Origin of the sequence: Pedobacter sp. R20-19 (genome assembly GCF_000708265.2) — a bacterium.
In the GTDB taxonomy this organism is placed as follows: Bacteria; Bacteroidota; Bacteroidia; order Sphingobacteriales; family Sphingobacteriaceae; genus Pedobacter.
This window is the reverse complement of the sequence record NZ_JCKI01000002.1, coordinates 701,234-725,288: the sequence shown is the minus strand read 5'-3', so window position 1 is coordinate 725,288 and position 24,055 is coordinate 701,234. Positions and strand designations below refer to the sequence as shown.

General features: G+C 37.1%; 21 protein-coding genes. 13 read left to right on the top strand and 8 right to left on the bottom strand.

The window, feature by feature from the left end:
• Positions 1-110 precede the first annotated feature (110 nt).
• Positions 111-386 carry a helix-turn-helix transcriptional regulator gene (locus tag AN34_RS06975; protein WP_029283674.1) on the bottom strand — a complete coding sequence of 92 codons (276 nt, stop codon included), beginning with the start codon at positions 384-386 and terminating at the stop codon, positions 111-113.
• 947 nt (positions 387-1,333) lie between these two features.
• On the opposite strand from AN34_RS06975, the gene AN34_RS06970 reads away from it, so the two are divergent.
• From AN34_RS06970 to AN34_RS06960, 3 genes are read left to right on the top strand one after another with little or no spacing between them, the layout of a single operon-like run.
• The gene (locus tag AN34_RS06970; RefSeq protein ID WP_029283670.1) at positions 1,334-2,125 is read left to right on the top strand and encodes a thioredoxin domain-containing protein; all 792 of its coding nucleotides are present in this window, start codon (positions 1,334-1,336) and stop codon (positions 2,123-2,125) included.
• Positions 2,126-2,154: 29 nt separating this feature from the next.
• Positions 2,155-5,331 carry a SusC/RagA family TonB-linked outer membrane protein gene (locus AN34_RS06965; protein WP_082468339.1) on the top strand — a complete coding sequence of 1,059 codons (3,177 nt, stop codon included), beginning with the start codon at positions 2,155-2,157 and terminating at the stop codon, positions 5,329-5,331.
• Between the two features lie 10 nt (positions 5,332-5,341).
• Positions 5,342-6,706: a RagB/SusD family nutrient uptake outer membrane protein gene (locus AN34_RS06960; RefSeq protein ID WP_029283666.1), complete on the top strand. Its 1,365-nt coding sequence runs from the start codon at positions 5,342-5,344 to the stop codon at positions 6,704-6,706.
• A gap of 119 nt (positions 6,707-6,825) precedes the next feature.
• Here the strand turns inward: AN34_RS06960 and AN34_RS06955 are convergent, their stop codons facing one another.
• On the bottom strand, positions 6,826-7,164 hold the full coding sequence (locus tag AN34_RS06955) for a hypothetical protein (protein WP_157263228.1): 339 nt from the start codon (positions 7,162-7,164) through the stop codon (positions 6,826-6,828).
• Between the two features lie 489 nt (positions 7,165-7,653).
• On the opposite strand from AN34_RS06955, the gene AN34_RS06950 reads away from it, so the two are divergent.
• From AN34_RS06950 to AN34_RS06935, 4 genes are all read left to right on the top strand, one after another.
• Complete coding sequence (locus tag AN34_RS06950; RefSeq protein WP_051666297.1) at positions 7,654-8,406, top strand: LytTR family DNA-binding domain-containing protein; 753 nt, start codon at positions 7,654-7,656, stop codon at positions 8,404-8,406.
• Between the two features lie 555 nt (positions 8,407-8,961).
• Complete coding sequence (locus tag AN34_RS06945) at positions 8,962-9,756, top strand: hypothetical protein (RefSeq protein WP_157263225.1); 795 nt, start codon at positions 8,962-8,964, stop codon at positions 9,754-9,756.
• A gap of 596 nt (positions 9,757-10,352) precedes the next feature.
• Positions 10,353-11,006, top strand: a complete 654-nt coding sequence (locus AN34_RS06940) for a response regulator transcription factor (RefSeq protein ID WP_231625497.1) — start codon at positions 10,353-10,355, stop codon at positions 11,004-11,006.
• Positions 11,007-11,173: 167 nt separating this feature from the next.
• Positions 11,174-11,533 carry a PleD family two-component system response regulator gene (locus tag AN34_RS06935; protein WP_029283655.1) on the top strand — a complete coding sequence of 120 codons (360 nt, stop codon included), beginning with the start codon at positions 11,174-11,176 and terminating at the stop codon, positions 11,531-11,533.
• A gap of 141 nt (positions 11,534-11,674) precedes the next feature.
• Here AN34_RS06935 and AN34_RS06930 read toward each other — a convergent pair whose 3' ends face one another.
• Positions 11,675-12,820, bottom strand: a complete 1,146-nt coding sequence (locus AN34_RS06930) for a PAS domain-containing sensor histidine kinase (RefSeq protein ID WP_029283653.1) — start codon at positions 12,818-12,820, stop codon at positions 11,675-11,677.
• A gap of 358 nt (positions 12,821-13,178) precedes the next feature.
• On the bottom strand, positions 13,179-13,451 hold the full coding sequence (locus AN34_RS06925) for a hypothetical protein (protein WP_029283651.1): 273 nt from the start codon (positions 13,449-13,451) through the stop codon (positions 13,179-13,181).
• A gap of 1,053 nt (positions 13,452-14,504) precedes the next feature.
• Here AN34_RS06925 and AN34_RS06920 point away from each other — a divergent pair.
• The 4 genes from AN34_RS06920 to AN34_RS06905 all read left to right on the top strand — a co-directional run bounded on the left by AN34_RS06920 (position 14,505) and on the right by AN34_RS06905 (position 17,974).
• Positions 14,505-15,635 (top strand): zinc-dependent alcohol dehydrogenase, encoded by a 1,131-nt coding sequence (locus tag AN34_RS06920; RefSeq protein ID WP_231625496.1) that lies wholly within the window; start codon positions 14,505-14,507, stop codon positions 15,633-15,635.
• Positions 15,636-15,646: 11 nt separating this feature from the next.
• Positions 15,647-16,138, top strand: coding sequence for a hypothetical protein (locus AN34_RS06915; RefSeq protein ID WP_029283647.1), 492 nt, complete (start codon positions 15,647-15,649; stop codon positions 16,136-16,138).
• A 219-nt stretch (positions 16,139-16,357) separates the two neighbouring features.
• Positions 16,358-16,717, top strand: coding sequence for a response regulator transcription factor (locus AN34_RS06910; RefSeq protein WP_029283645.1), 360 nt, complete (start codon positions 16,358-16,360; stop codon positions 16,715-16,717).
• Between the two features lie 177 nt (positions 16,718-16,894).
• The gene (locus AN34_RS06905; RefSeq protein ID WP_029283643.1) at positions 16,895-17,974 is read left to right on the top strand and encodes an ATP-binding protein; all 1,080 of its coding nucleotides are present in this window, start codon (positions 16,895-16,897) and stop codon (positions 17,972-17,974) included.
• Between the two features lie 84 nt (positions 17,975-18,058).
• On the opposite strand, the gene AN34_RS06900 is transcribed toward AN34_RS06905, so the two are convergent.
• Positions 18,059-19,243: a GAF domain-containing sensor histidine kinase gene (locus AN34_RS06900; RefSeq protein ID WP_029283640.1), complete on the bottom strand. Its 1,185-nt coding sequence runs from the start codon at positions 19,241-19,243 to the stop codon at positions 18,059-18,061.
• A 195-nt stretch (positions 19,244-19,438) separates the two neighbouring features.
• Between AN34_RS06900 and AN34_RS06895 the strand changes: the two genes are divergently transcribed.
• The gene (locus tag AN34_RS06895) at positions 19,439-20,005 is read left to right on the top strand and encodes a Crp/Fnr family transcriptional regulator (protein ID WP_029283638.1); all 567 of its coding nucleotides are present in this window, start codon (positions 19,439-19,441) and stop codon (positions 20,003-20,005) included.
• Between the two features lie 54 nt (positions 20,006-20,059).
• Positions 20,060-20,518: a membrane protein gene (locus tag AN34_RS06890; protein ID WP_029283636.1), complete on the top strand. Its 459-nt coding sequence runs from the start codon at positions 20,060-20,062 to the stop codon at positions 20,516-20,518.
• Positions 20,519-20,689: 171 nt separating this feature from the next.
• On the opposite strand, the gene AN34_RS06885 is transcribed toward AN34_RS06890, so the two are convergent.
• The 3 genes from AN34_RS06885 to AN34_RS06875 form a co-directional block, all read right to left on the bottom strand.
• A complete protein-coding gene (locus AN34_RS06885) occupies positions 20,690-22,063 on the bottom strand; it encodes a HAMP domain-containing sensor histidine kinase (protein ID WP_082468337.1) in 1,374 nt (457 codons plus the stop codon).
• Complete coding sequence (locus AN34_RS06880) at positions 22,060-22,743, bottom strand: response regulator transcription factor (RefSeq protein ID WP_029283632.1); 684 nt, start codon at positions 22,741-22,743, stop codon at positions 22,060-22,062. The genes AN34_RS06885 and AN34_RS06880 overlap by 4 nt, the downstream gene beginning before the upstream one ends.
• A gap of 62 nt (positions 22,744-22,805) precedes the next feature.
• Positions 22,806-23,561 (bottom strand): hypothetical protein, encoded by a 756-nt coding sequence (locus AN34_RS06875; RefSeq protein WP_029283630.1) that lies wholly within the window; start codon positions 23,559-23,561, stop codon positions 22,806-22,808.
• Positions 23,562-24,055: the final 494 nt, after the last annotated feature.

Below are 24,055 nucleotides of genomic sequence, written 5' to 3'. Positions count from 1 at the left end.
TACCAACTCTACAGGCAGATTGCTCATTAGAGTTGGTAACTTTATCTGAATTATAGACCAAACCTTATAGGTTTTAAAAACCTATAAGGTTTAATAAATTAAATTTAAATTTATCCTTTGCGCAGTTTCCTTACATCCGGATATTTTGGAATTTTAATTTCAAAATTAACTACCTCAGCTGGCTGAACTTCTAATGCTCTGCATACAGCAAATAATCCACTTACTGAAATATTATTCTCTCCGCGTACTATTCTATAAACCTGGCTATAGCTAAATCCAGTTCTATCTTGAATATCTTCTAAAGTAATTTTTTTCTCCTTAGAAATTGCCCACAGCCTGGTTCTGATAAGTACTAAAATCTCATTGTCAATATACTGTTCAGCCATTATTAACAAAAAGACCTTAATATTTAATTAATTGTTATTCCAAATTTGGAATAACCTACAGAAATGGCTATATTCGTGTATTATAATTAGGTATTAATAAAAGTCTTGCAACTACAAATCTCACGCCGTTGAAGCAAGGCAGCAGTTTAATACCCATATCTATGTGTAGTTGTATATATTTGTACATCGAAATAGATGTGGGGCTGCTGTAATTCCATTTCAACATAAGGCGTGAGAACTTTAAAGTAGTGATGGTTTGCAGCCTCACATGTATTGTGAAAGCTGTAAATGGGCAAGACTTGTATTTGATCAATATAAGTATGAACCAAAAAATAAAACAGCTGCCATTTAATTCTTTGCCCCATCCCAGGGCGGCAATTGTTTTTGCGTTCATATGCATCATTAAACATCCCATTTATGTTAACCATCCCCAAAAATGCCCGTTTAATTATTTGCTGCCATTAAAGCCTAAAAACCCTGTTTAGTTTGAAGTACAATTCCTGCGCTGCTTACACATGCTGTTTTAGAGGTATCATAGCCTGTTAAGCAGCCAGGTTTTGTTTAAAATTAAGGTAACAGATAAAGATCTGATATTAATGGCAACACTTAAATAGCTTATTTATATTAGGTAAGAAATAGGTATACAATAATCCTATGTTAATTTCCTTGCCCTTAAAGTATGGCGAACCCTAAAATTGTTGTTGTTCTGCATGAGTTGCAGGATAACACTTTTTAGGTATTAATATAAAAGTAAGACATGATTTTACCGTGTGCAATAAGAAGTCGCATAAATTTAAATGCTATAAAAACCTGAAGCCTTAATATACCATCCCATAAACTATTACCCCTGTGCGTGAGCAAATAATCGTTTTGTACCGCCAATAAGTAAAATTAGCAGTAAAGCGCAGCTAAAAACAGGGCTGGCCCAACATTAATAATGAAAAGAGATGATTAAAAAAATAACGGCAAGCGCCGTAAGGGCATTACTATGCCTAAAAACCTTCAGATCAGACAGTGTGAAACGCATAGCTGAAGATACCATAGCCGAGCAAATTGCGAGGTACCAAACGCCACCCATATTAAAAGAAAAAATAGGTAAAGGGAAAGGACGCTCCATGCAATCGCGTGAACTCAGTTTAATGGCCGAATTATCCTTTGCAGAAATTAAACTGGAATGGCTTAAACGAAGTAAAGAAATTTCCATATTGCTGCTTTTCTTATTAGGAAATATATCTGCCCATGCGCAAAACATAGTAAAAGAGGTAATGCCACAGGAAGTTGGACGTAAATTGCCAGAAAGCTTCTGGACGCAGGAACATGCTATTTATGCCAACGGAAAAACAACCAGGCAAACACTATCAGCCTATAAAAACCAGTTGCTTGTTCTTGATTTTTGGGCAACCTGGTGTAGCAGCTGTACGCACAAGTTTAAATACATTGATAGCCTGCAAAAAGAATATGAAGGGCGGGCGGTGGTACTTCTGGTAGATGCCAAAAGTACCCGCGATACACCAGAGAAAATTGCCCTTACGATGAATCGCTTTAACAATCAGCTGATGACTGTGGTAGCAGACACTACATTAAGCAAATATTTTGTGCATACTACCGTACCGCATTACATATGGATAGCCGGAGGATATTTACTAGCCACAAGTGGGAGTGAATTTATGCAAAAGAGCAACTTCAATTCCATTCTTGATCGCCAGCGGCGCTTAAAAGAGGGTGCAAAATCAAATTAGCCAAAACTACATTTTAAACCAAACAAACTATGAAATACTTTATTAGCGTCCTCATGATTTTGCTCGGCAGCATCATGTCCGCCCTGGCCCAAAAACCATTTACCGGAAAAATTGTAAACGAGGCTAATGCCAGCGCATTGGCCAATGCCATTATTAATATTGACCATGGAAAATTAAGTGATGAGAGTGATCACAACGGGCAGTTTTCTTTCAGTATAAACCATGGCCCGCATCAATTTAAAATCAGTTTATTCAATTATAGCACATTAGATACACTGATTAATTTTACCGGTCAATCCATTATTTTTAAACTAAAACCAGCTATCCATCAACTAGATGATGTAACCGTAAATACGGGCTATCAAAAATTAGGAAAAGAAAAGTTAACAGGTGCTTACCAGCAAATTAGTGGCAAGGTACTGAACGAACAAGTGGGCAGTAGTGTAATGAATAGACTAGAAGCTATTGGTAATGGGCTAAGCATAGATCGGGAGAGCTTTAACCGAGAGCGCATCAATATCAGAGGTGTGAGCACTTTTAGTGGGCCGGGAAATGTATTGGTTGTTTTAGACAATTTTCCATATGAGGGCAGCCTTGATAACCTAAACCCTAATGACGTAGAAAGCATTAGTATTTTAAAAGATGCCGCCGCAACTTCTATTTGGGGTAGCCGTGCCGGAAATGGTGTAATTGTAATCCAAACTAAAAAAGGTAAATATAACCAGCCATTAAGCATTAGTGCCAACCTAAACAATACGTTTAAGCAAGCCCCGGATTTGTACCGGTTACCGCAAATAAGCAGCAGCGATTATATTGACTTAGAATTGAACCTTTTTAAAAAAGGATTTTATCAGGCTGATTACAATAGCCCGAACAAGCCTGCACTCTCTCCGGTAGTAGAACTGATGTATAATAATACCATTAGCCAGGCAGAAAAAGAAGCCCGTATTGCCAGTTACCGCAACAAAGATGTAAGAGATGATTTTTCAAAATACTTTTACCAAAACGGTTATGTACAACAATATTATGTACAGGCTGCAGCAGGTGGAAAAGGCTATGGCTGGACAGCCTCGGCAGGTTACGATGATAGTCGATCTGAATTAAATGCGCTTAGTAACCGACTAAGCCTGCGTTATGCATTGAACTTTGATTTATTAAAAAATTTAAAGTTTGATGTAAGTCTGCTATATACTGGCAGCAATAGCAACACAGGCAAAACGGCTTACGGCAGCATTACCTCTGCCACGGGGAGCCTGTATCCTTATGCCAGTTTTGCCGACGAAAGTGGCAATGCCCTGCCTGTGGCAAAAGATTACAGTATGAATTATATCAATAGTTTATCTACATCCAGATTATTGGATTGGCATTATTATCCACTTAGCAATGATGAATATCAGCGTACCAAAAGCCATCAGGATGATATAAACATAAATACAGGTTTAAGTTATCAATGGAATGGATTTTCGGCTACACTGCTTTACCGCCTGCAAAGGCAAACAGGCAATAGCAATCTTTTGCAAGAATTGGGCAGCTATAGCACCAGGAATTTGATTAATAGCTATACACAACTAAATAATAATGGTACACCAGTTTATAAAATTCCACTGGGGGCTATTGATGATCGTTCTACCTCTTTACTAAGGGCGCAGGATTTGAGGGCGCAGCTAAATTATACCAAGAGAATTGCTATGCATGGTATAGATGTAATGGCAGGTGCAGAACGGAGGGAACAACTGGGCAGTGGCAATAATTTTAGAAGCTATGGCTTTAATACCAATACTTTAAGCATTACCCCAGTAGATTACACTACTGCTTTTCCAAATTATGTTACCGGGAGTAGTGCCTATATCCCCGATCGGCAAGGCATCAGCCAAACACAAAACCGTTATGTAAGTATATATGGAAATGTAAGCTATGATTATCAGGAACAATATCTTTTGTACGGAAGCGCACGCCGGGATGCTACGAACTTTTTTGGTGTAAATACCAATGATAAATGGAAACCCCTATGGTCTGCAGGGATTGGCTGGATTATTTCGAAGGCCAGCTTCTACCATATCCAATCTGTTGATTTTTTGAAATTACGCCTGAGTTATGGCTTTAGTGGTAATGCTGACCCAAACCAAGCTGGACTTACTACTATACAATATGGAGGAACATCGGTGTATACACAATCGCCATATGCCGCCATAGATAAAAAAGCCAACCCTGATTTAAAATGGGAAACCGTGCAAACCACTAACATTGGGATAGATTTTAATGCGTTAAATGGCCGCCTATCTGGTAGTATTGATGGATATATTAAACGTGGAAAAGATTTACTAGGTGTTTATCCGATAGATTATACCACTGGTGTAGGCAACTTCATCACTAAAAATGTGGCCGCTATGCAAGGAAAAGGAATTGATGTTCAGTTAAACAGTCTAAATACTCAGGGTAGATTCAAGTGGCAGAGTACTTTAAACTTTAGCACCAACCAAACCAAAGTAACCGATTATTACCTGCTCACCACTAACGCTTATGATTGGGTAGGCAGTAGTACAGCTAACATTAGTGGCATTGTAGGTAGCCCGGTTTATAGTATTTATGCATTTAAAAGCCCAGGGCTTGATGCCACTGGAGACCCCATAGCTTACCTGAAAGGATCAGTTAGTAAAGATTATACCAGCATTACGCAAACGGGGACTTCATTAGATGAATTGAAGTTATTCGGCTCTGCATTGCCAACAGTTTTCGGAAATTTACAAAACCGTATCAATTATAAAGGCTTCAGTTTGCAGGTGAGTATCAGCTTTAAACTCGGCTATTATTTCAGGAGGCAGAGCATTAGTTACAGCAGATTAGTAAGCAGTGGAATTGGCCATAGCGATTATAGCTTGCGTTGGCAGAAAGCAGGTGATGAATTAAATACCAACGTACCTGCCTTTATTTACCCCAATAATTCTGCCCGAGATGTTTTTTATGCTGGCACTGAAGGTTTGGTTGAGCGTGGCGATCACATCCGCTTCCAATATGCTAACCTCGGTTACAAATTACCCGATCATTGGTTTGGAAAAAGTATTCACTCAGCAGAAATTTACCTTAATACCACCAACCTTGGCATCCTTTGGAGGGCTAATAAAAAAGGAATTGATCCGGACTATGCCAGTCCGACTACCCTATTGCCAACTAAAACCTTATCTGCCGGATGCAGGATTAACCTCTAAAAATGAAACCATGAAAAGATATCAAAAAATAATACTTTGCCCTGCAATCCTTTTTCTCAGCCTGATTAGCTTTCAGGGCTGTAAAAAATATTTGGATGTAAAGCCAGATCAGCAATTATCTACCATTGAAACAACAGAAGATATGCAGGCACTTTTGGATAATTATCTAAAAATCAACTTCAATGATCCGGGTGTGGCCAATTCATGTACAGATGATTATTATGTAACCAATGATGTGTTTAATGCCCGTGCAGAGCAAGACCGAAACCTTTACCTCTGGAAGCCGGATAATAATTTTGCACCTCTCTCGCCCCAATGGGCATCTTCATATGAAGTGGTGTATATCTGTAATTCTATACTGGATGCGGCTGCGCAGAAAAATGGCCACATTACACTTGATGCTAAGCTGAAAAATATTATTGCACAATCTCGCTTTCATCGGTCAAAGGCTTTCCTCAATGTGATTAGCATCTGGACGAAAGCTTATAATGAAGGTTCAGCAGCTGTTGATCTGGGTATTCCGCTGCGACTTGATGCTGATTTTAACAAAACATTTGTTAGGGCCAGTCTGGCAGAAAGCTATGATCAGGTTTTGAATGATCTTAAAGCCGCCATTGCAGATTTGCCAGTTAAAGATGTTTCAGTCATCAGGCCATCAAAGGCAGCTGCTTATGGTTTATTAAGCCGAACATACCTGCAGATGAGAAATTATGTACAGGCTGGTCTATACGCCGATAGTGCCTTGCAAATTCAAAAAACAATAATGGATTTTAACACCCTTAATGCATCAGCAAACTTTCCGATAGCCCAACAAAATGCAGAAGTTCTTTTTGATAGCCGGGCTGTAGCTACTGCAACAGGAAGTCAAGCACGTGCGTTAGTTAATCCAGAACTTTATAATCTTTATGGCAATAATGATCTCCGCAAAACCGTATTTTTCAAGGCAAGTGGTACCGCCTACATTTTTAAAGGTTATTATGCCGGTGGACCATCTATTTTTAATGGCGTGGCAACTGATGAATTGCTACTAACGCGGGCTGAATGCCTAACCAGATTGAATAGAATTAGCGAAGCACTGGCCGATATAAACCTCTTATTAACAAATCGGTATAAAAAGAATACTTTTTCTCCATATGTAGGCTTAACACAAGCAGCATTACTGGCCTTAATTAAAATTGAACGCAGAAAGGAACTGGTATTTAGAACTTTAAGATGGGGAGATATTAAGCGTTGGAATGTAGAGGGCGATGGAATTGTATTGAGCCGAACCGTAAATGGGGAGCAGACCACTTTAGCGCCGAATAGTTTGCGGTATGCCTTGCCTATTCCTGAAGATGTGATTACATTATCAGGTATGGTACAGAATCCAAAATAAATAACCACCATACTTACTACCCACAAAATTAAGCACTAAAATGCCATCCGATAAATAATGAAGAGCCTAAAAGCAATCAAAAATTCGGATGGCATTCTAATCAACAACTAAAAACTAAATTACTCGGCTTCTTTTTTATACATCGCTGCATTGGTAATATCACCAGAAGTAGGAAAAGTTGCCCTATCATGAAGATAAGTATTGAGCTTATCCTGAGTATCTATACTGGCATCAACCTTCAATACGCAAGGCAGATCAGAACCACTTTCGCAAGGAGCCGCATCTGGAGCTGGAATTGGGCTATAGCTTGCACCTTCCCTAATGTCGCTTAATTTTCTAGAATCATATTGCCAATAGTTAAAATTCTGTTTAGAAAATGTGGTAAAAGCATTCAATGTGATTAAAAGGCCGAACCCCACAAGGGCTACAAGGCCTAAAGTCATTTTTTTTAAATTCATGGTCATGTTTAATTTGAAGTTTAATCTTTAATTTCCAGGTGATGTACATTGACCTTGTCCTGTTTCATCCGATTTTCTCTTAATTTTTTATTCCCTCCTTTCTATTTTAATCTGAGATTTTTCACTCTCGTAAATGGCAATTCACATCATCTTTGATTGCCTGAACCAAAATTCGCTGTTTTTTTACTCAGATTTTTGACGTGCATATCTGAATACGACTTTGTAAGTACCAACAGGCATATTGTATCTTTGAGGAATAACATTAAGAGGACAAACGCTTTAAAAAACAGCTGCTTTTATGAGTTAAAACAGCAAATTTTAAGCTTATTCCCATAACTTAAAAGCACCTTTACGATGCATCTTTTGTAAAACATGGTTTAATTTTTAAATTTAACCACCCATTAAAGATGCTTATCTGCTGAAGAAAGGTTTCGCTGAAATGGATCTCCCTGTTTAATAAACATCCCTCACGCTTTCAAATATTTATTCATGGATGAAATATTAAATTGTACTATTGTAGATGATGATCGTGAGGCACTCAATGCATTATCTATACTTATTAGTGATCAGGAAGGACTTGTTTTAACAAAAAGTTTTACTAATCCAGTACTTGCTCTGGCTGAAATTCTTCAGCAGGATGAGATGGTAGATATTGCTTTTCTTGATATTAACATGCCTTTACTTTCTGGTTTGGAGCTTGCTGAACGAATTAAGGGAAAAGTAAAGTTTATTGTTTTTGTTACAGCCTATCAGGAATACGCTTTAAAGGCATTTCAACTAAATGCCATGCAGTACCTGATTAAACCGCTTATGAAAACAAATTTGACCAATGTAATTAGCCAGATTAATCAACTTAAACTTTATCATACTACAGATTTCAAGCCAAAAGTTAATCTGACTGATGATGCGATATACATATTGGCCGGCGTAAAAGGTCAATATTTGAGATTAGAAATAACAAGTATTATTTTATTTAGTGCAGAGAAAAATCAGGTTCATATTTTTACAGATAATGGAGACTATATTGCCAATGCTGGGATTAGCAGGGTGATTACTGATCTTAAAAATGATCAGCGATTTATGAGAATACATAAGTCTCACATTATTAGGTTAAATGCGATAAAGAATGTATCTGCCAATTTAGTTTGTCTGCACAAAGATTACAGGGCTCCGATTAGTCCGCATTATCGAGTAGCCTTTTTTAATTACATCCAGCAGAAGGTACTCAAAAACCGGTCATAAACCGGTTTTTGAAGATCTACCCTAAACATCAATAGAATCAGGTTGTGGTTAATACACTCGTCGTGATACCAGTATCTGTTGATGGTTTGGAAAAATCATTTTTTCTTGATTTAAAAACAAAAACTGTCTTCGCTTTTAAAATAGGCATTACTTTTTTCATAGTGTTAAAATTTAAATGATTAGAATGGAAATGGTATGGCTAATTTCCTACACTAACCTAATAGAATTGGCGACTAAATAAGATTAATAATGACCAGATGGCATATTAACTATACTAAAATAAATATGAAGGCAACGAGACCAATATCGATACATGTTAAACACTTTAGCATTCATGTAATATGCTGGCTGGTTTTTATATTTTATGAAAATTTACTGCTGATAGGGCTGAAACTCCAAACTCCAGATTTCATTCCTTTGCTTGTTCATACTGCTGCAAATATTACCTTTTTCTATGCTTTTGCCTGGATAATTTTATACTGGGCCTGGCGTGCAGATCATCATCAGTGGTGGCGGATTCTTATTGGTGTGATACTTAGTTTAATGGTTTATATCGTGATTAAAACCCTGATTGATGATGGCATTCCTTTATTAGGTGGAGTGGACCATCATTTATTTATCATTAGTCTAAGAATATTTTCAGGTTACCTTTATCGTGGAATGTTTTTTATTTTATGCGCAATGGGCTATTGTTATTTAATCCGGTTTATTAAAGAAAGGCATCAAAGAGAGCTATTATTAGCTTCTTACTTTAACCACCAGCTATCAATATCAAAAGGCCATCACCGTTTAAATAAATGCCGGCAGGATTTGCTTTATACGCAGCTCAACATGCACCATTTGTTTAGTTGTTTAAATTTTATTTATTTAAAACTTGCCAGTCAGGATGATCATCTTGCTTTACTATCCCTATATTCTACCAACTTAGTAAGATATTATATGGATCAGGAGGATGCAAAGGGATCTGATTTAGCGAAAAATTTAGTACAAGTTAAGAATCTGATCGAGATGGATCAAATGATGCATCCCCAACAAGCCCCACTTCATTTGATAATTGAAAAAGAAATCGAAAACTTGAAGGTGGATACGTGTGTACTAATTCCTCTTACAGTACTCTTAATGCACTATTCAACTACAATAAAAAATAAAACAAGAGGAAAATTTTCGATTTTTATGGTTAATGAGAGATTATATTTGAAAGGAGAAAACATACAATATATTGAGGAACCCAACAAGTTAGGGGCAGAATTTGAACAATTACATCACCAAATCATATCACATCAAATGCATGTAGAAAAATTTGAATATTTGATTATTCATCACACACTAAACTTTGATATCATATTTTAGTATCAAATAATATTTTATCTTAATAAGATAGAGACATTTGGCTGGATAAAATTAGGAATTGTTAAAAGAGTAGCAAGAACCTCTAAGATAGGCGTGTAAATAAGCTCTTTATAAGCAGTAAAATGAGATGAGCAGTTTAAATATATTCTAGATAAGGTATAAAAAATATTGGACATGATTTATACGCTTCACAAAAGTCAGAAAAGATAAGATAAGCTATTTTGGTTAAAGAAAATAGCGTATGAATACAGATTGTATAAGTACGCGATGCAGGCTGGTTCAGTACCTTATTTTAGTAAACAAAAGTGAAAAATAATATTCACTTGAAAATTAACATAGAATTTTATAAGTTCTAAAGCCTATAAAGTTTAATTTGGCTTTCTATCCAAATTTCATTTATATAACTTCAAATGTAAAAAGCATTAGCAATTGCGTTAAATACGGCACAAAACATGTATTTCGCCCTGTGTTAAAATAATTAACTTGCGCACTCTATCAGCTATTTTAAAAGATGTCATATTAACTGATAGTATAACATTTTTCATAAAAAAACTTAACAAATATCATAGATAAATACAAAAATCATTACCTCCTAAATGATGTTAAAAATTATACTAGCAGAAGACCATATTATAGTTAGAAATGGCATTAAGCTATTGTTGGAATATCAATCGTGGGTTGAAGTGATAGGAGAAAGCAGTAGCGGACAGGGTGTATTAGATTTGATGGCTTCGGGTATGGTTCCTGATATTGTAATTACTGACATCAATATGCAAAATCTGGATGGGATTGAATTAATAAAGGCCTTAAAAACCTTATACCCTTCAGTAAAAGTAATCATCTTATCAATGATTGATAACGAAAAATATGTTGCACAGGCCTTTCAGGAAGGTTGCTATGGTTATCTATTAAAAAATGTAACAGAGGATGAATTGATATTTGCTTTAAAAACCGTTTCAAGTAACAATAAATACTTATGTATAGAACTCACCCAAAAACTTTTAGATAAGCTCATTGGTACCATATCTATGCAAAGCAAGCTGACAAGCCAACAGGTTGATTTAACCCTGAGGGAGATTGAAGTTTTACATTTGCTGGCAGATGGCTACACGAATCAACAAATGGCAGACAAGCTATTTCTAAGCAAGCGTACCATAGAAGGTCACCGACAGATGCTTATTGATAAAACAGGTTCTAAAAATACAGCTGCGCTAATCAGGTTTGCAGTAACTAACGGTTTTCTAAATTAAAGCACCCAATTAATCTTTTCCTTTCAAACTCATTACCTGTATTAATTTGGCAATAGCCAAAATGCAATGATAAATACCTAAATTAAGAAAAAGAAATACGCAAGTTGATCAATCGCCTTTTCTATCAAAAATAAAAGCATTATTATTGTAATATTAAATTGGCACGTATGGCTAAGATACTTGTAGTAGAAAATGACTTAAGCAATGCTGAGGTTATCCAGTTAATATTAGAAGATCAGTATTATGAAGTAGCCTGCATAAATGAAGCAGATTTACTAATTGATACCATCCAAACATTTGGTCCTGACCTGATTCTGATGGATATCATTTTAAATACCTGTGATGGTAGGGATTTATGCAATGCTTTAAAAGAAAACAAGTTAACTAAGCATATTCCAATTTTGTTGATTACAGCCATGTTAGAGAGTCAGGCTTATGCTGTAGTAAATAAAGCTGATGCCATTATGTTTAAGCCCTTTGAATACCACAAATTAAAGCAACAAATTTCAAACATGTTAGCCGTTTAAAATAACTGATTGATTTAAATATATTGCTATAACCTGATTAATATCGAAGTCTGCTCTCTTTGTTTTTTATAAAAATATAGGGGTGTATTATCAAGGTTATAGGTATTGGCTATAAATACATTCTTAAAATAAAGATATTTCTTAGTTAACCTGTTTTGGAATAATGATGATGATTTGAGTGCCCTTACCAGGTGTAGAAGTGATATTTAGTTGACCACCTAAGAGGTTAACTTTGTAGCGAATAGTTTGCAAGCCAATCCCGGTGTTTGGGAAATCAACAATTTCAAATCCTTTGCCGTTATCTTCAACCTCAACATGTATCTGATCAATATGCTCTTTTATACTAATACGTGCAAAACTTGCTCCTGCATGTTTTATAATATTCATCATCAATTCCTGAATCATCCTGTATATGGCGGTTTCAATAGCTGGATTATTCCGTTCTTGCAATCCCTGAATGGTGCAATAAAACTTAAGGGTATTGCTCAACTGGAGGCAAAGACCTTCTACTGCTGCTTTTAAACCCATTCCTTCAAGTAATGATGGGATCAGGTCATGCGAAATTCGTCTGCATTCAAATATCGAATCATCTAACAGATTCATAGCATATTGTAGGGCACTTTCATTACTTTGGCGCTCATTTTCAACATCAAATTTTATCTTACTTAAACTCAACTTAACACCAAATAATACCTGTCCCAGGCCATGGTGCAAGCTTTCTGCAATTCTCCTCCGCTCCTCTTCCTGGGCATTAAGAATCACTTCTGCAATGTGCTGTTTTTGCTCTTGCTGCATAACCAAATTTCGTAATCGCTCTAGCTCTTTTCTTTCCGAGATATCCTCTATAATGGTATATCCCAACATTTTAGATTTATCTTCAATCAATATAGTAGTTACATGTACCCATACCGATGTATTATCCTTTTTAATTAAACATGTATCAATACTAAAAGAAGGCAAATCAGTAGTCCACAGCATATTTTGCAGTTTTTTCCAGTCAGCCTTGAATTTACCTACCGATAAATCTGTTATCTTTTTACCCTGCAATTCTTCATGAGTATAGCCTAAAATATCAACCAATGCCTGATTTATCTTGATGATCCGCAGGTGATGATCAATAATTTTGTTTCCTAAACTAGATTGCTCAAAAATGGTTCGGAATCGATTTTGACTGAGCTGGTATTCCTTTTGAAGACGATCCTTCTCTTGTTGATGAATTGCCGTGTATTTGATCAGTTCTTTCAGGGAACTGATTTCGTCCTGTAAGTGCTGAACTATATTTTGCATATTTAAATAGGTGATGACTCGTAAGATACAATATCTTTTTGCGAATGAGTAAAGCCATATACGCTAAGACCTTAAATGTTAAAGCAAAAAATGATGCCCATTTTTACTAAAAACATGATCTTAAAAAGTATTTTTTTATATGCGCCTTATCAGTATAATTTATTAAATCAATGTGTTATTGATTTAATAAATTATACTGTGTATTTAGAACGCAGTTAACTCAGTTAATCATGAAAGGAATATTTCCAGCCTCTTTATATTCATTTCATGACTAATTATTTGATTTAAGATTAAATAATGATCAACACAAACAGTATTACCTAATATAATTTAGCAGGCAAATGTTTCGAAAATTAGATTATTCAGGTGCATCTTTATTAGCGGTATTTGGCATATTGCCAGCCTCTCCCTGATTTCCTTTTTCAGGATCTGCCCGGGCTTCTTCCGATCCAAAATCACCTTCCCCAACTTCACGGCTTAAAAATTCAGCATCGCTTTGTACCTCATTAATTTTGCTGTTTTCATTACTGCGGTGGCGCGGAACCTGGTTATCAGGCATATTTGACCGATCTGGCGATTGTGTGGATTTTGGGTCATTCAAATTCTCGTTATTTCTTTCTTGCTCTTCCATATCTCTTAGGTATATAGGTTAATAACAATCAATTGTTCATCAGGTTTTATTAAAGTTCAGCGCAAATACTTTCTGATTCTATCTAATCTCTTTATAAGCAAAGATGAAAATGAGAAAGCTTTAAATCTGAAGTTAGATAATCATTTACTCCTTTTAGCACACCGCATGGAACCACCCTTCTAAAAGAAATAAAAAAATAATCAATATGCAGTAGCCACCCTATCCGCCTGTCGGCACCTTTCCCCTGAAAGAGAAAGGACGATAAAAACAAGATTTATCGAAACGCATATCATAAAATCAAACATTAACTTACGAAGTTTCAAAGGCCATTTAAGGTGGGAGAACTTCGTCAGTTTTTATAGGAAGTTCTCCCTCATTCGCCTTACGGCACGTGCTATCCTGCTTAAAAGTTTCTGTGCAGAATGAAGTTAGTAGATTAAACTGCAGGGATTCTTCACTACGCTATGAATAACAGCAGGATGGGAAGGTTGCTACACGTCTGGATTAGCGCTTTGAAATCTGCACCTACTATTTCCACCCTGCTATCCGGCCTGGGAAATGATGGAAGGAGAAAACGTTAAAGCTTCTGTAAAAACTTTCACACCACCATTACCCAAGGCAGCACACCCTTTCCGACCCTTCGTCGGAACTTGTGCCTCCGAAATTAAGCTTTAACGAATTTATCCAACATCAGATCCAAGCCTTGATTGTTTGCTTCTTTATCATCAAGGATAAAGAAGAAGCCCTTCGGCGGCAGCGCAGCTGTACCGATTATCGGTAGCCAAGGCAAGCCAGCGCAGCTGAAAAACAGTCCCTATCCGCCTAAGGCACCTTTCTCCACAAAGGGATAGTGCAATGAACCGGTATATTAAAATCAGTAAATAATTATCCACCCAGTTAAAGATAAATCAGTGTTAAATACACAAATTGATTTTAAACTAAACTTCAATCTGCTAAACCTTGTTCTTATTACATTACCAAGGGTTGAACATCATCTTATTCATACAACCAAAAATATTTACCTGTAAAACTAAACCATAAATTATGTTAGCAATGAATTACAGAGGCCCGTTTAGGGTCCGGGCAGAACAGCGTCCAATGCCAGAGATCCTACATCCTGAAGATGCAATTGTACGTGTAACCCGAACATGTATCTGCGGATCAGATCTTCACCTTTACCATGGAATGGTACCCGATACCCGGGTTGGCTCCGTATTTGGGCATGAATTTACAGGCGTTATCGTAGAAACAGGTCCATTGGTAACCAATGTAAAAATTGGCGATCAGGTGTTAGTACCCTTTAACATTGCCTGCGGCAAATGTAATTTTTGCAAGCAGGGCCTTTACGGAAATTGCCATGAATCAAATGCCATGGCTACCGCAGTAGGGAGCATATTTGGCTATTCTCATACAGCGGGAGGCTTTGATGGCGGACAGGCAGAATACGTAAGAGTGCCTTATGCCAATGTTGGTCCTACAGTGATCCCGGCAGATATGGATCCGGATGATGCTGTTTTACTAACTGATGTAGTACCTACAGGTTATCAGGCAGCAGAAATGGGCGGAATTAAAGAGGGCGATACCGTTGTGGTATTTGGAGCAGGTCCAATTGGCATTATGGCTGCCAGGTGTGCCTGGTTTTTCGGACCATCAAGGGTAATTATTATCGATCATATTGATTACAGATTGGAGTTCGCGAAAAACTACGCTAAATGCGAAGCCTATAATTTTAAATCAATGGATGATCCGGTGGTTTTTATTAAAAGCATTACAGATTGGTACGGTGCAGATGTATGTATTGATTGTGTGGGTTGTGAAGCAGAAGGCAATGCCCTGCAAACCTTTACAGGTAAAGTAACACTAATGCAAGCCGGTTCTGCTACTGCATTTCAATGGGCAGTCAATTCAGTAAAAAAGGGTGGAATTGTTTCAGTTGTAGGTGTATATGGTCCGCCGTTTAATTTTGCTCCAATCGGGAACATCCTGAATAAAGGCATCACCTTGCGGGCTAATCAGGCTTCGGTTAAACGCCTTTTACCCAAGTTAATTGATCATGTTCAATCTGGAAGGTTAAATCCAAAGGGGCTAATCACTCACCGCGTTCCATTGCAGGAAGTATCTGATGCCTATCATATCTTCTCTTCAAAACTTGATGAATGCATCAAGACTGTACTTATACCTTAATCAAAACACTTATGAAAACGGAAAACACCAATATAGATTACCGGCAAATCCCCGGGTGGGGAATGGATATTGATCCTGATAATGAACCCACCTACCCGATGAAAAATTACACTGGCGACGACCATAACCGGTTAAATTATGAACGTTCTCCGCAACAACCTGTAGAAATTGAATTGCTTAAATCAATTGAGCGACCAGTTAACCCGGTGGTATTTGGCACAACTGTTCCACCGTCAGGCCTGAGCGGAATCATCAGACGTTATGCCTTTAAACATAGTGAAGATCGCTACCGCCACTGGATTTCTTTAATTCTTGCTGATAGGATTAATGCCTGGGAAGGAATTATTGAAGATCTGGGCAAGGGCGTTTTTCCAAATATCCTGGCAGAACGTGGCATTAAAGCAGAATTGAAATACAACGCTGGTGGTTTAGCCAAAAAAGTAGTGGTAGCTGCTGTAGTCGGCACACTGTTAATCACCTATCTTGCTAAAAAGAAAAAATAGTTACAGAGATCACATCTAACTGATTTGAATGCATTGGGTTTGATAAATACTGTATTAATAGTTTTTATTAAGCCCAATGATTTTATGGCCTCAATAAATGATTCATTATCAGGCCGTATAATGATCAGATAATTGATGAAAATTGTAAAATGCTTAATAAAATTTGGTTTATTTTCAAACTAAACAATCAAATTGTTGTTATTATAATTTAATAATCATATGGCTAAAATTTTTGTACTAGAAGACGATAGGGATATTCGGGAAGTGGTAGAGTGGATTCTGGTATATGAAGATTATGAAGTAGTTTCTTTTGAAAATGTAAATGATTTCATGAGTAGAGACATTAGGGAATTGCCAGATCTTTTTATTTTAGATGTAATGCTACCAGATGGATCTGGCTTAGAGGTTTGCAATCAGTTAAGGTCTGAAAGTTTGCAAGATCATATCCCAATTATTATTATGAGTGCACATGCCAGTTTAGAACAGGTAAGTACAGGTTGCAAAGCTGATGCATTTATACAAAAGCCTTTTGAGCTTGATTTTTTTCTAAATAAAATTCGGACCAGTATTCATAGTTAAGTTTTCCATCCTGCTCTATCCTGATTTAATTAATACTTTAAATCTTTAGTTATTTAATAACATACTGTTTTATGCAAAATTTATTCTATGTAATAAATAGGATATAAATATATAGATACATCTGGCTAAACCATTTTTTATTATCTTGTAGTTAATATATCTACGTTAACAGCCTCTATGCAAAGTAAAAATCAGCAAATTAATGCCCTTATCGAACTAAATGATGAGCTGGAAAATTACTTCCGTAATACCATTATTCCTCAGCTATTTGTAGATGCCAATCTAATCCTGAGAAAATTTACACCTCCTGCTATGAAGCAGTTTAAGCTTCATCATCAGGATATTGGAAAATCAATTACAGAGATAAAAGATAACTTTCGCTTTCCTACCATCATTGAGAATATCGAACATGTGATTAAAACGGGTGAGCTTCTGGAAAAAGAAATTCAAACTATAGATATGCGTTGGTACCAGATGAACATTTTACCATATCTGGTGCAGAAAGAAGATAAAAACAATGGTGTGATCATTACTTTTGTAGATATTACCCTTAGGATTCGTGACCTGAAAGAACAGGAAAAATTGATTATGGAACATGAACTTCTATTAGATACCATTTCACATGATATTAAAACGCCATTAACCAGCTTAACCTTAACCATCGAAATGCTCAAGAAAACGCCAGAGAAAGGAATGATAAAATTCCCGGCTTTGCTTGAAAAAATAGAAAATGGCCTTCATAAAATTAAAGGAATTGTTACTGACTTAACAGATTCTCGAAAAACGGATCAACATTATAAATCTGTAGAAGAACTACTGGATATTGAACAGGTTCTAGAAGATGTTCGGCTCACGCTTGCTCCGCAGATTTTAGAATCAAAAGCTTCTATCCGCTGGTATATAACCTATTCAGAAATTTTATTTGTACGCCGGAAACTTCGAAGTGTGCTTTATAATTTAATTAGTAATTCTATCAAGTATAGAGATAAGCAACGTAACCCGGAAATCATCATTAAAACTTTTACAGAAGATGATTTTTTTGTTATCTCGGTTGCAGATAATGGCAGGGGAATTAATAAAGAGGATACAGATAAAATATTTACAAAATACGAAAGAATTTCACATGATGTGGAAGGCACAGGCGTTGGACTTCATCTGGTAAGGGAAATTGTTAACCTTTCAGGAGGAAAAATTGTAGTGGATAGTACACCTGGAAATGGCACTACATTTAAAATTTATCTCAAAAACCATCAGTAGATGATCATCTGGCATCTTGGTGTATAGATTAAAGTCTACCTCACTAATGTGTTGAAGCAACCTGCCACCAATTTTAACCAGAGATTAATGAGGAAGCAGGATAATAAAAGATGTAGCTTCTACATTAGATTCAACACTGATTGCACCACCATGTGCCAATGCAATTTCTTTCGCAATATAAAGCCCTAAGCCCAGGCCCTCTTGCCCTGGTTTCACTTTCCCTCTCGAAAACGGCTTAAACAAATGCGGCAGAATATGGGTTGGTATTGGTATGCCGGAGTTTGAAACAATTAATTTTTTACCATCAGCAGACTCATTCATCATCACCCTGATGGGCTTGCCTTTTTCTCCATGAGTAATGGCATTACCCAACACATTAGAGAGTAATTGAGCAATTCGCTTGTAGTCTGCCCTTAACCCTGAAGATAAGGCAATGTTTTTGGTAATTTCAATATCAGGCCAGGCCATGCGCAACTCTACAATAACCTGATCAATCATTTCATCCAAACTGAGCTGGTTCTCATAATTGAGCTTAATTCCTCCGCCGAGTCTGCCACTCGCAAAATCAAGAATATTATCAATTAATCCCTTTGTACGTGTAGTCGCATCGCGGATAATGACTGCCAAACGTTTATTGCGCTCATCAAGATCACTCCGAAGCTGAAGTTGTACCGCATTAGAAATGGCATTTACCGGGTTTCGAAGATCATGCCCCAACATGGCAATAAATTGTTCTCTGGTTTCAGCACTGCGCTTTTCAATCTTAAGCACCCGCTTACTTTCAGCAAGTTCATCTTGTGAATCTAAATGAAATCCAATCAGTTCGGCGAAGAGCGTAAAAGTCTTAATTACTTTTGAATTATTAACCTGATTCGGAACCCTGTCAATGGCACAAAGCGTACCAAAAAAATCACCATTTCTTAATATAACAGGAACGGAGATATAACTTTGTAAGCCATATAATTTGGGAGTATGATGATCTTTATAAACCGGATCTTCATCAACATGATCAATAGCAACCACCTGGTGATGGTACATAATTTCATTGCATATCGTAGTTTCGAGTTGAAGTGCTCCCCCAACCTCCAAACCAAAATCAATTTTATCATTCGTTGCACAGGCAACCCATGAATTTTCGGTTACCCGGGCAATTGCTGCAAATCCCATTCCCGTAATTTCACATGCTACCTCCAGGATATTTGCCACAGAAGGGATGCGCGAAACTCGCTCAATATCTAATTCAATGTTTAATTTTTCTATTTTACTCATTCATTACTCCTGAAAGAAAATTACAAATTTTTCAAAAAGGTGTAGTAAAGTTAATAAAATCTTGTATAATTTATATTTGTTTAATTTGATGTTAGATTCTATAGACAATTGCCGTTTTTTGTAGCTTATAATTCAATTGCAGCAAACATCACTTTATAGGCTGAAGTCACAATGGGTGGCATATGATCAAAAACCATGGAACAAATCAGAAAATATTTTGAAAAGAATTTAAAAATGAGTGATCAGGATTGGAAGGCATTTTCATCAAAAATAGAACGCTGTGAATATCCAAAAAAGCATCTGCTTTTAAAAACCGGACAAATTGAGAAACACCTGTCTTTTGTAGAAAAAGGCATTATCCGGTTTTACCTGCCAAAGGAAGAAAACGACCTGACCTTTACCTTTGTTTTTGATGATGGTTTTGTAAGTGCTTACGATTCTTTTCTTACCCAGCAAGCTTCTGCGTACCATGTTCAAACTTTAGAAAAAACCATTCTTTGGCGCATCTCCTATGATGACCTGCAAATCGTTTATAAAGAAACTGAAATTGGGAATACCATTGGCCGGCATGCCAGTGAAGATTTATTTCTAAAAAAATCAAAACGAGAGCTATCTCTCTTAAATGATACCGCCGAGCAGCGTTACCTGAAACTATTTTTAGAACAACCCCAACTCATTAAACAGATACCGCTGAAGTATATCGCTTCCTATATTGGCATTACCCCGCAAGCACTTAGCAGAATCCGTAAGCGAATTTCTTAACCTGGGTTCATTGTTACATTAGATAAATAGCCAGACCTTTACCAAAAAAAAACAATGAAACCTTTACTCGTTTTACTCAGTGTATTTATAATTGCGATAGCCATTAATAAGATTTTCCGGGGGAACTATGAATTTGCACTTTCTGGCAAAGTCGCCATGTCGGTTATGTTACTGTTTACCGCCTCAGCACACTTTGCCTTTAATAATGGAATGGCCATGATGCTGCCAGATTTTGTACCTTATAAAGCCCAGGTAGTTTACTTAACCGGAATTATTGAAATTGCTGCTGCTATCGGTCTTTTTGTTCCGGCGTTCAGCGTAATGACAGCCTGGTTGTTAATTGCATTTTTTCTCCTCATCCTTCCATCAAATATATATGCAGCAATTAAGCATATTGATTATCAAAAAGCCACCTATAACGGAAGTGGGATAAATTATCTATGGTTCAGAATCCCCTTACAAATACTGTTTATTGCCTGGACCTACTTATCGGCAATTAAAAACTGGCAATGATCGGTTTTTACAGGGATGTAAAATACACTCGATAATCTTTTTAACCTGAGTGTTGGATTAATAATAGGCCTTACAGGCGACCGTAATTCCCCTCTTTCAGAGGGGTGGTCGCAGACCGGGGTGTTTAAATTAATTAATAATTATCGAATGCAGGTTTTTATTTATTTGGTATTATTCTACCGCCAAATGATCCTGTGATAATTCTCCTGTTTTTCCAGTTGGTGATTTCAGATATGCCGTAGCGCTGAAACTATAGGCATGGCTTTCCAGTTTGAGCATTCCACCATGTGCCCCTAAAATTTCGTTACAAAGCCAAAGGCCCAAACCTGAACCTGATGTGATGGATCTTCCTTTGGTAAAAGGTGTACCTAATGCTGATACGTTTACCTGCTCCTGCAGGATGGTGTTTTGAAAACTGACCACAAGATTATCATTAACCTGCACTATTGAGCACAGCAATGTAGTGCCTTGTGGCATATATTTTAATGCATTTTGTAAAAGGTTCTGCCACACCATTTCCATTTTTTCGGCATCAACCATCATTTCAAAAGATTGGATGTTTTCGTCAAAACGCATGTCGTAAACAATGTTGCGCATTTGAGCCTGATGATTATTTCGGGCAAAAACCGTAAGTAGCTGATCGGAAATATCAACCTTGCTCTTTCTTAATAATAACCCGTTTTGATTGAACTCACTGATGAGTAAAAACTGCTCTACAATAGATTGTAAACGACGAATCTCAGTAAGTTGGCTACCCAACAAATCCTGATCAGTTTTTGAATTTCTATTGCCTAATTCAAGTTCTGTTTGTGCACTAAGATTAGCCAAAGGTGTACGAAGTTCATGCGATGCGGCAGCAAAAAAATTATTACGGGTTTGCTGCTCATCCTCTATCCTGCCAATCATCTCATTGATGGTTTTGGCCAGTTGCTCCAGTTCATCATGAGTTTCCTTAATTTGGATTCGCTGCCCCAGCCGCTCAGTATTAATTTTAGAGGCTTGCATGGCGATGGACCGGATAGGTCTGATTAACCATCCTGAAGCAAAATAGGCAGAGACAGCACTGGCCAGTAAACTAATCCCCGTGAGTGCAATCATCAATAAAGTAAACTGATTGATTTTATGCTTTAAAGCATAATCTGAAACGGTGAGCAAAAGCTCAACAGGTCGTCCATCATAATTTTCCTTTTTAAGGTAAACACCATATTGACCCAGGCTATCAATTAAAACAGAATGTTCTGGTACCCGCAAGCGGGAAATGATTCCAGGCGACTGAAATACCAAAACAGGTTGCCTTTGGTTGTTGTGGTAAAATACACGAATAGATTCTCCTGAATCAGGCAGCGCAATAATATCAGGATTAATTTCAGTTTTATCCAGAATCGTTTGTGCACGGGTATAAAGGTATTTATTATAATTCTCAACGTAGCCCCCTTTAAAATACTGAAAGATTAGCCTACCGAAAACCAGATTAATCACAATAAAGACCATGCTAAACAGCAAGGTCATTCTGAATCTAAGCCCACGGTAAAAATAGCGTTTCATTCTGTTGATTTTGAAGTTTTAAGGATATACCCCCTGTTAATTACCGTTTGAATATGCTGGTGTTCAAACCCTTCGTTAATTTTCTTTCTTACCTGGTAAAGGTGAACTTCAATCACATTACTACCGGGATCAAAACTCATGTTCCACACCTTATCCAGTATCTGTGTTTTGGTAATAATTTTATCCGGATTGATCATCAGCATTTCAAGAAGCAGAAATTCACGGTTACTTAAAGCAATTGTTTTTTCACCACGCTTTACCACCCTACTCAGCAGGTCAATCTCCAGATCCTCTACTTTTAGTTTTGATAAACTCTTCGGCGTATGTTGACGCTGCAATACACGAACCCTGGCCAGTAATTCATCCATTTCAAAGGGCTTTTTAAGATAATCATTTGCACCTGCATCCAAGCCTTTAATTACTTGCTCTGTTGTGCCCAGCGCACTAATGATGATCACAGGAACATAATTATCAAAACTACGCAGGTTGGAAAGAATATCAAAACCATTTTGTGAAGGAAGCATCAGGTCCAGTAGGATTAAATCATAATGATTCACCATGGCGGTTTGAAGTCCAATAGTACCATCAGCTTCATGATCTACCACATAACCAGCCTGTTCGAGTGCCATTTTGATATAGCCTGCAAGCTTTATTTCATCTTCTATAAGCAATATCTTCATTGTAATTCTTCCTTAAATGCCGGATGCCACAAATTAAATATAAAAATGTGGCATCCTGCAAATTATCTAACCAGATAGGTTTGTCCGTTAATATTCAATGTTCTGGCCCTGATCAGGGTTGCTTTCTGGCTATACATTACACCTGGTCTCTTCGGTTCTACAAAACCTGTTACCACTACCTTCTCGCCAGATTTTAATTGGCTGGCCAGCTGCTGTGCAATGTGTGGCGCAATACTTACCCGCTCTCCTGATGAAAGAGTAAAACCACGAACCTCTTTCTCCAAACCATAGTTTAACTGTTTAATGTTTGCACTGAAACTTTTTTGTTCCTGACTTTCATTAATAAGTGGTGCTACGGGAGGCGTATCACTAATTAGTTTACCATTAACCTCGATACTATTTAAACGAAAGATTTTCTTTCCTTCAGGATTGGTATTTTCATCGCCGGTAATGGTTACACTGGCACCATTTTTTGCTGATGAAATGATTGTTTCACCTAAATGTGGTGGAAACATTACACTCACATCCCCTTTACTTGTCCGCACTAAAAGGCCATTGTATTCGAACTCCTCATTGGCAATTGGATTCACTACTGTACCTTTTATGGTTATTAATTGAATAAGTTGCGCATCTTCAAGAGGTCTTGGTGGTTCACCTGGGGTACCTATACCTATAGGCGGGCGGGGCGCTCCTTTAGCGATCGGATCAGGCAAGCCTGCTGCCGTTGCTGGTGGTTTTGGAAGTTCTTGTGCCTGAAGGGCAAATGTTCCAGCTAACAACACGGCTGTTAACCAGATTCTGTTATTGTTTTTTTTCATGTCTTTAATAATTTATACTCCAAAAGTATAATTGACAAATATGCCTGGAATGAACATGAAATTAAATTTTCTTCATCTCTGAGCATGCTGATAACAGCTGAATGCCTGTTTGGTTTTTGCTGAAATAACTATAAGTAGCTATGTTCGGCTTTAGCATTATACATCATGCTAACTTGCTTTAATAAACAACAGGTTTTACCGAAGAACGCCGTCAATCCCAAGGGCTGGGAAAATCAAAAAAACAGTTGCAATAACAGTACAAATGGCATTAACGAACCTGAAACGCAGTGGTTTTGTGTTCAGATTTAGCATTACCATTCAATAGGCACAAACGAACAAAACAAAGTGATCATTGTTTTTTTGATGTGTAAGGGATAGTGTGAAAAGCCCCTTGCTGGATTGACAAGCATTTTTGAATACTTTTGATGCCTCAAAAGTTTGATGCCCAGCGGCATAGCGCTTTAAAAATTAATAAAATGTAAATCAGGTGAAGG

Excerpts from the sequence above, each read along its gene's own strand:
- AN34_RS06920 (WP_231625496.1), top strand. The coding sequence starts at position 14,505 with ATGAATTACAGAGGCCCGTTTAGGGTCCGGGCAGAACAGCGTCCAATG.
- AN34_RS06960 (WP_029283666.1), top strand. The coding sequence starts at position 5,342 with ATGAAAAGATATCAAAAAATAATACTTTGCCCTGCAATCCTTTTTCTC.
- AN34_RS06875 (WP_029283630.1), bottom strand. The coding sequence starts at position 23,561 with ATGAAAAAAAACAATAACAGAATCTGGTTAACAGCCGTGTTGTTAGCT.
- AN34_RS06965 (WP_082468339.1), top strand. The coding sequence starts at position 2,155 with ATGAAATACTTTATTAGCGTCCTCATGATTTTGCTCGGCAGCATCATG.
- AN34_RS06950 (WP_051666297.1), top strand. The coding sequence starts at position 7,654 with ATGGATGAAATATTAAATTGTACTATTGTAGATGATGATCGTGAGGCA.
- AN34_RS06900 (WP_029283640.1), bottom strand. The coding sequence starts at position 19,243 with ATGAGTAAAATAGAAAAATTAAACATTGAATTAGATATTGAGCGAGTT.
- AN34_RS06880 (WP_029283632.1), bottom strand. The coding sequence starts at position 22,743 with ATGAAGATATTGCTTATAGAAGATGAAATAAAGCTTGCAGGCTATATC.
- AN34_RS06885 (WP_082468337.1), bottom strand. The coding sequence starts at position 22,063 with ATGAAACGCTATTTTTACCGTGGGCTTAGATTCAGAATGACCTTGCTG.
- AN34_RS06925 (WP_029283651.1), bottom strand. The coding sequence starts at position 13,451 with ATGGAAGAGCAAGAAAGAAATAACGAGAATTTGAATGACCCAAAATCC.
- AN34_RS06910 (WP_029283645.1), top strand. The coding sequence starts at position 16,358 with ATGGCTAAAATTTTTGTACTAGAAGACGATAGGGATATTCGGGAAGTG.
- AN34_RS06905 (WP_029283643.1), top strand. The coding sequence starts at position 16,895 with ATGCAAAGTAAAAATCAGCAAATTAATGCCCTTATCGAACTAAATGAT.
- AN34_RS06930 (WP_029283653.1), bottom strand. The coding sequence starts at position 12,820 with ATGCAAAATATAGTTCAGCACTTACAGGACGAAATCAGTTCCCTGAAA.
- AN34_RS06940 (WP_231625497.1), top strand. The coding sequence starts at position 10,353 with ATGATGTTAAAAATTATACTAGCAGAAGACCATATTATAGTTAGAAAT.
- AN34_RS06955 (WP_157263228.1), bottom strand. The coding sequence starts at position 7,164 with ATGAATTTAAAAAAAATGACTTTAGGCCTTGTAGCCCTTGTGGGGTTC.
- AN34_RS06935 (WP_029283655.1), top strand. The coding sequence starts at position 11,174 with ATGGCTAAGATACTTGTAGTAGAAAATGACTTAAGCAATGCTGAGGTT.
- AN34_RS06915 (WP_029283647.1), top strand. The coding sequence starts at position 15,647 with ATGAAAACGGAAAACACCAATATAGATTACCGGCAAATCCCCGGGTGG.
- AN34_RS06975 (WP_029283674.1), bottom strand. The coding sequence starts at position 386 with ATGGCTGAACAGTATATTGACAATGAGATTTTAGTACTTATCAGAACC.
- AN34_RS06890 (WP_029283636.1), top strand. The coding sequence starts at position 20,060 with ATGAAACCTTTACTCGTTTTACTCAGTGTATTTATAATTGCGATAGCC.
- AN34_RS06970 (WP_029283670.1), top strand. The coding sequence starts at position 1,334 with ATGATTAAAAAAATAACGGCAAGCGCCGTAAGGGCATTACTATGCCTA.
- AN34_RS06895 (WP_029283638.1), top strand. The coding sequence starts at position 19,439 with ATGGAACAAATCAGAAAATATTTTGAAAAGAATTTAAAAATGAGTGAT.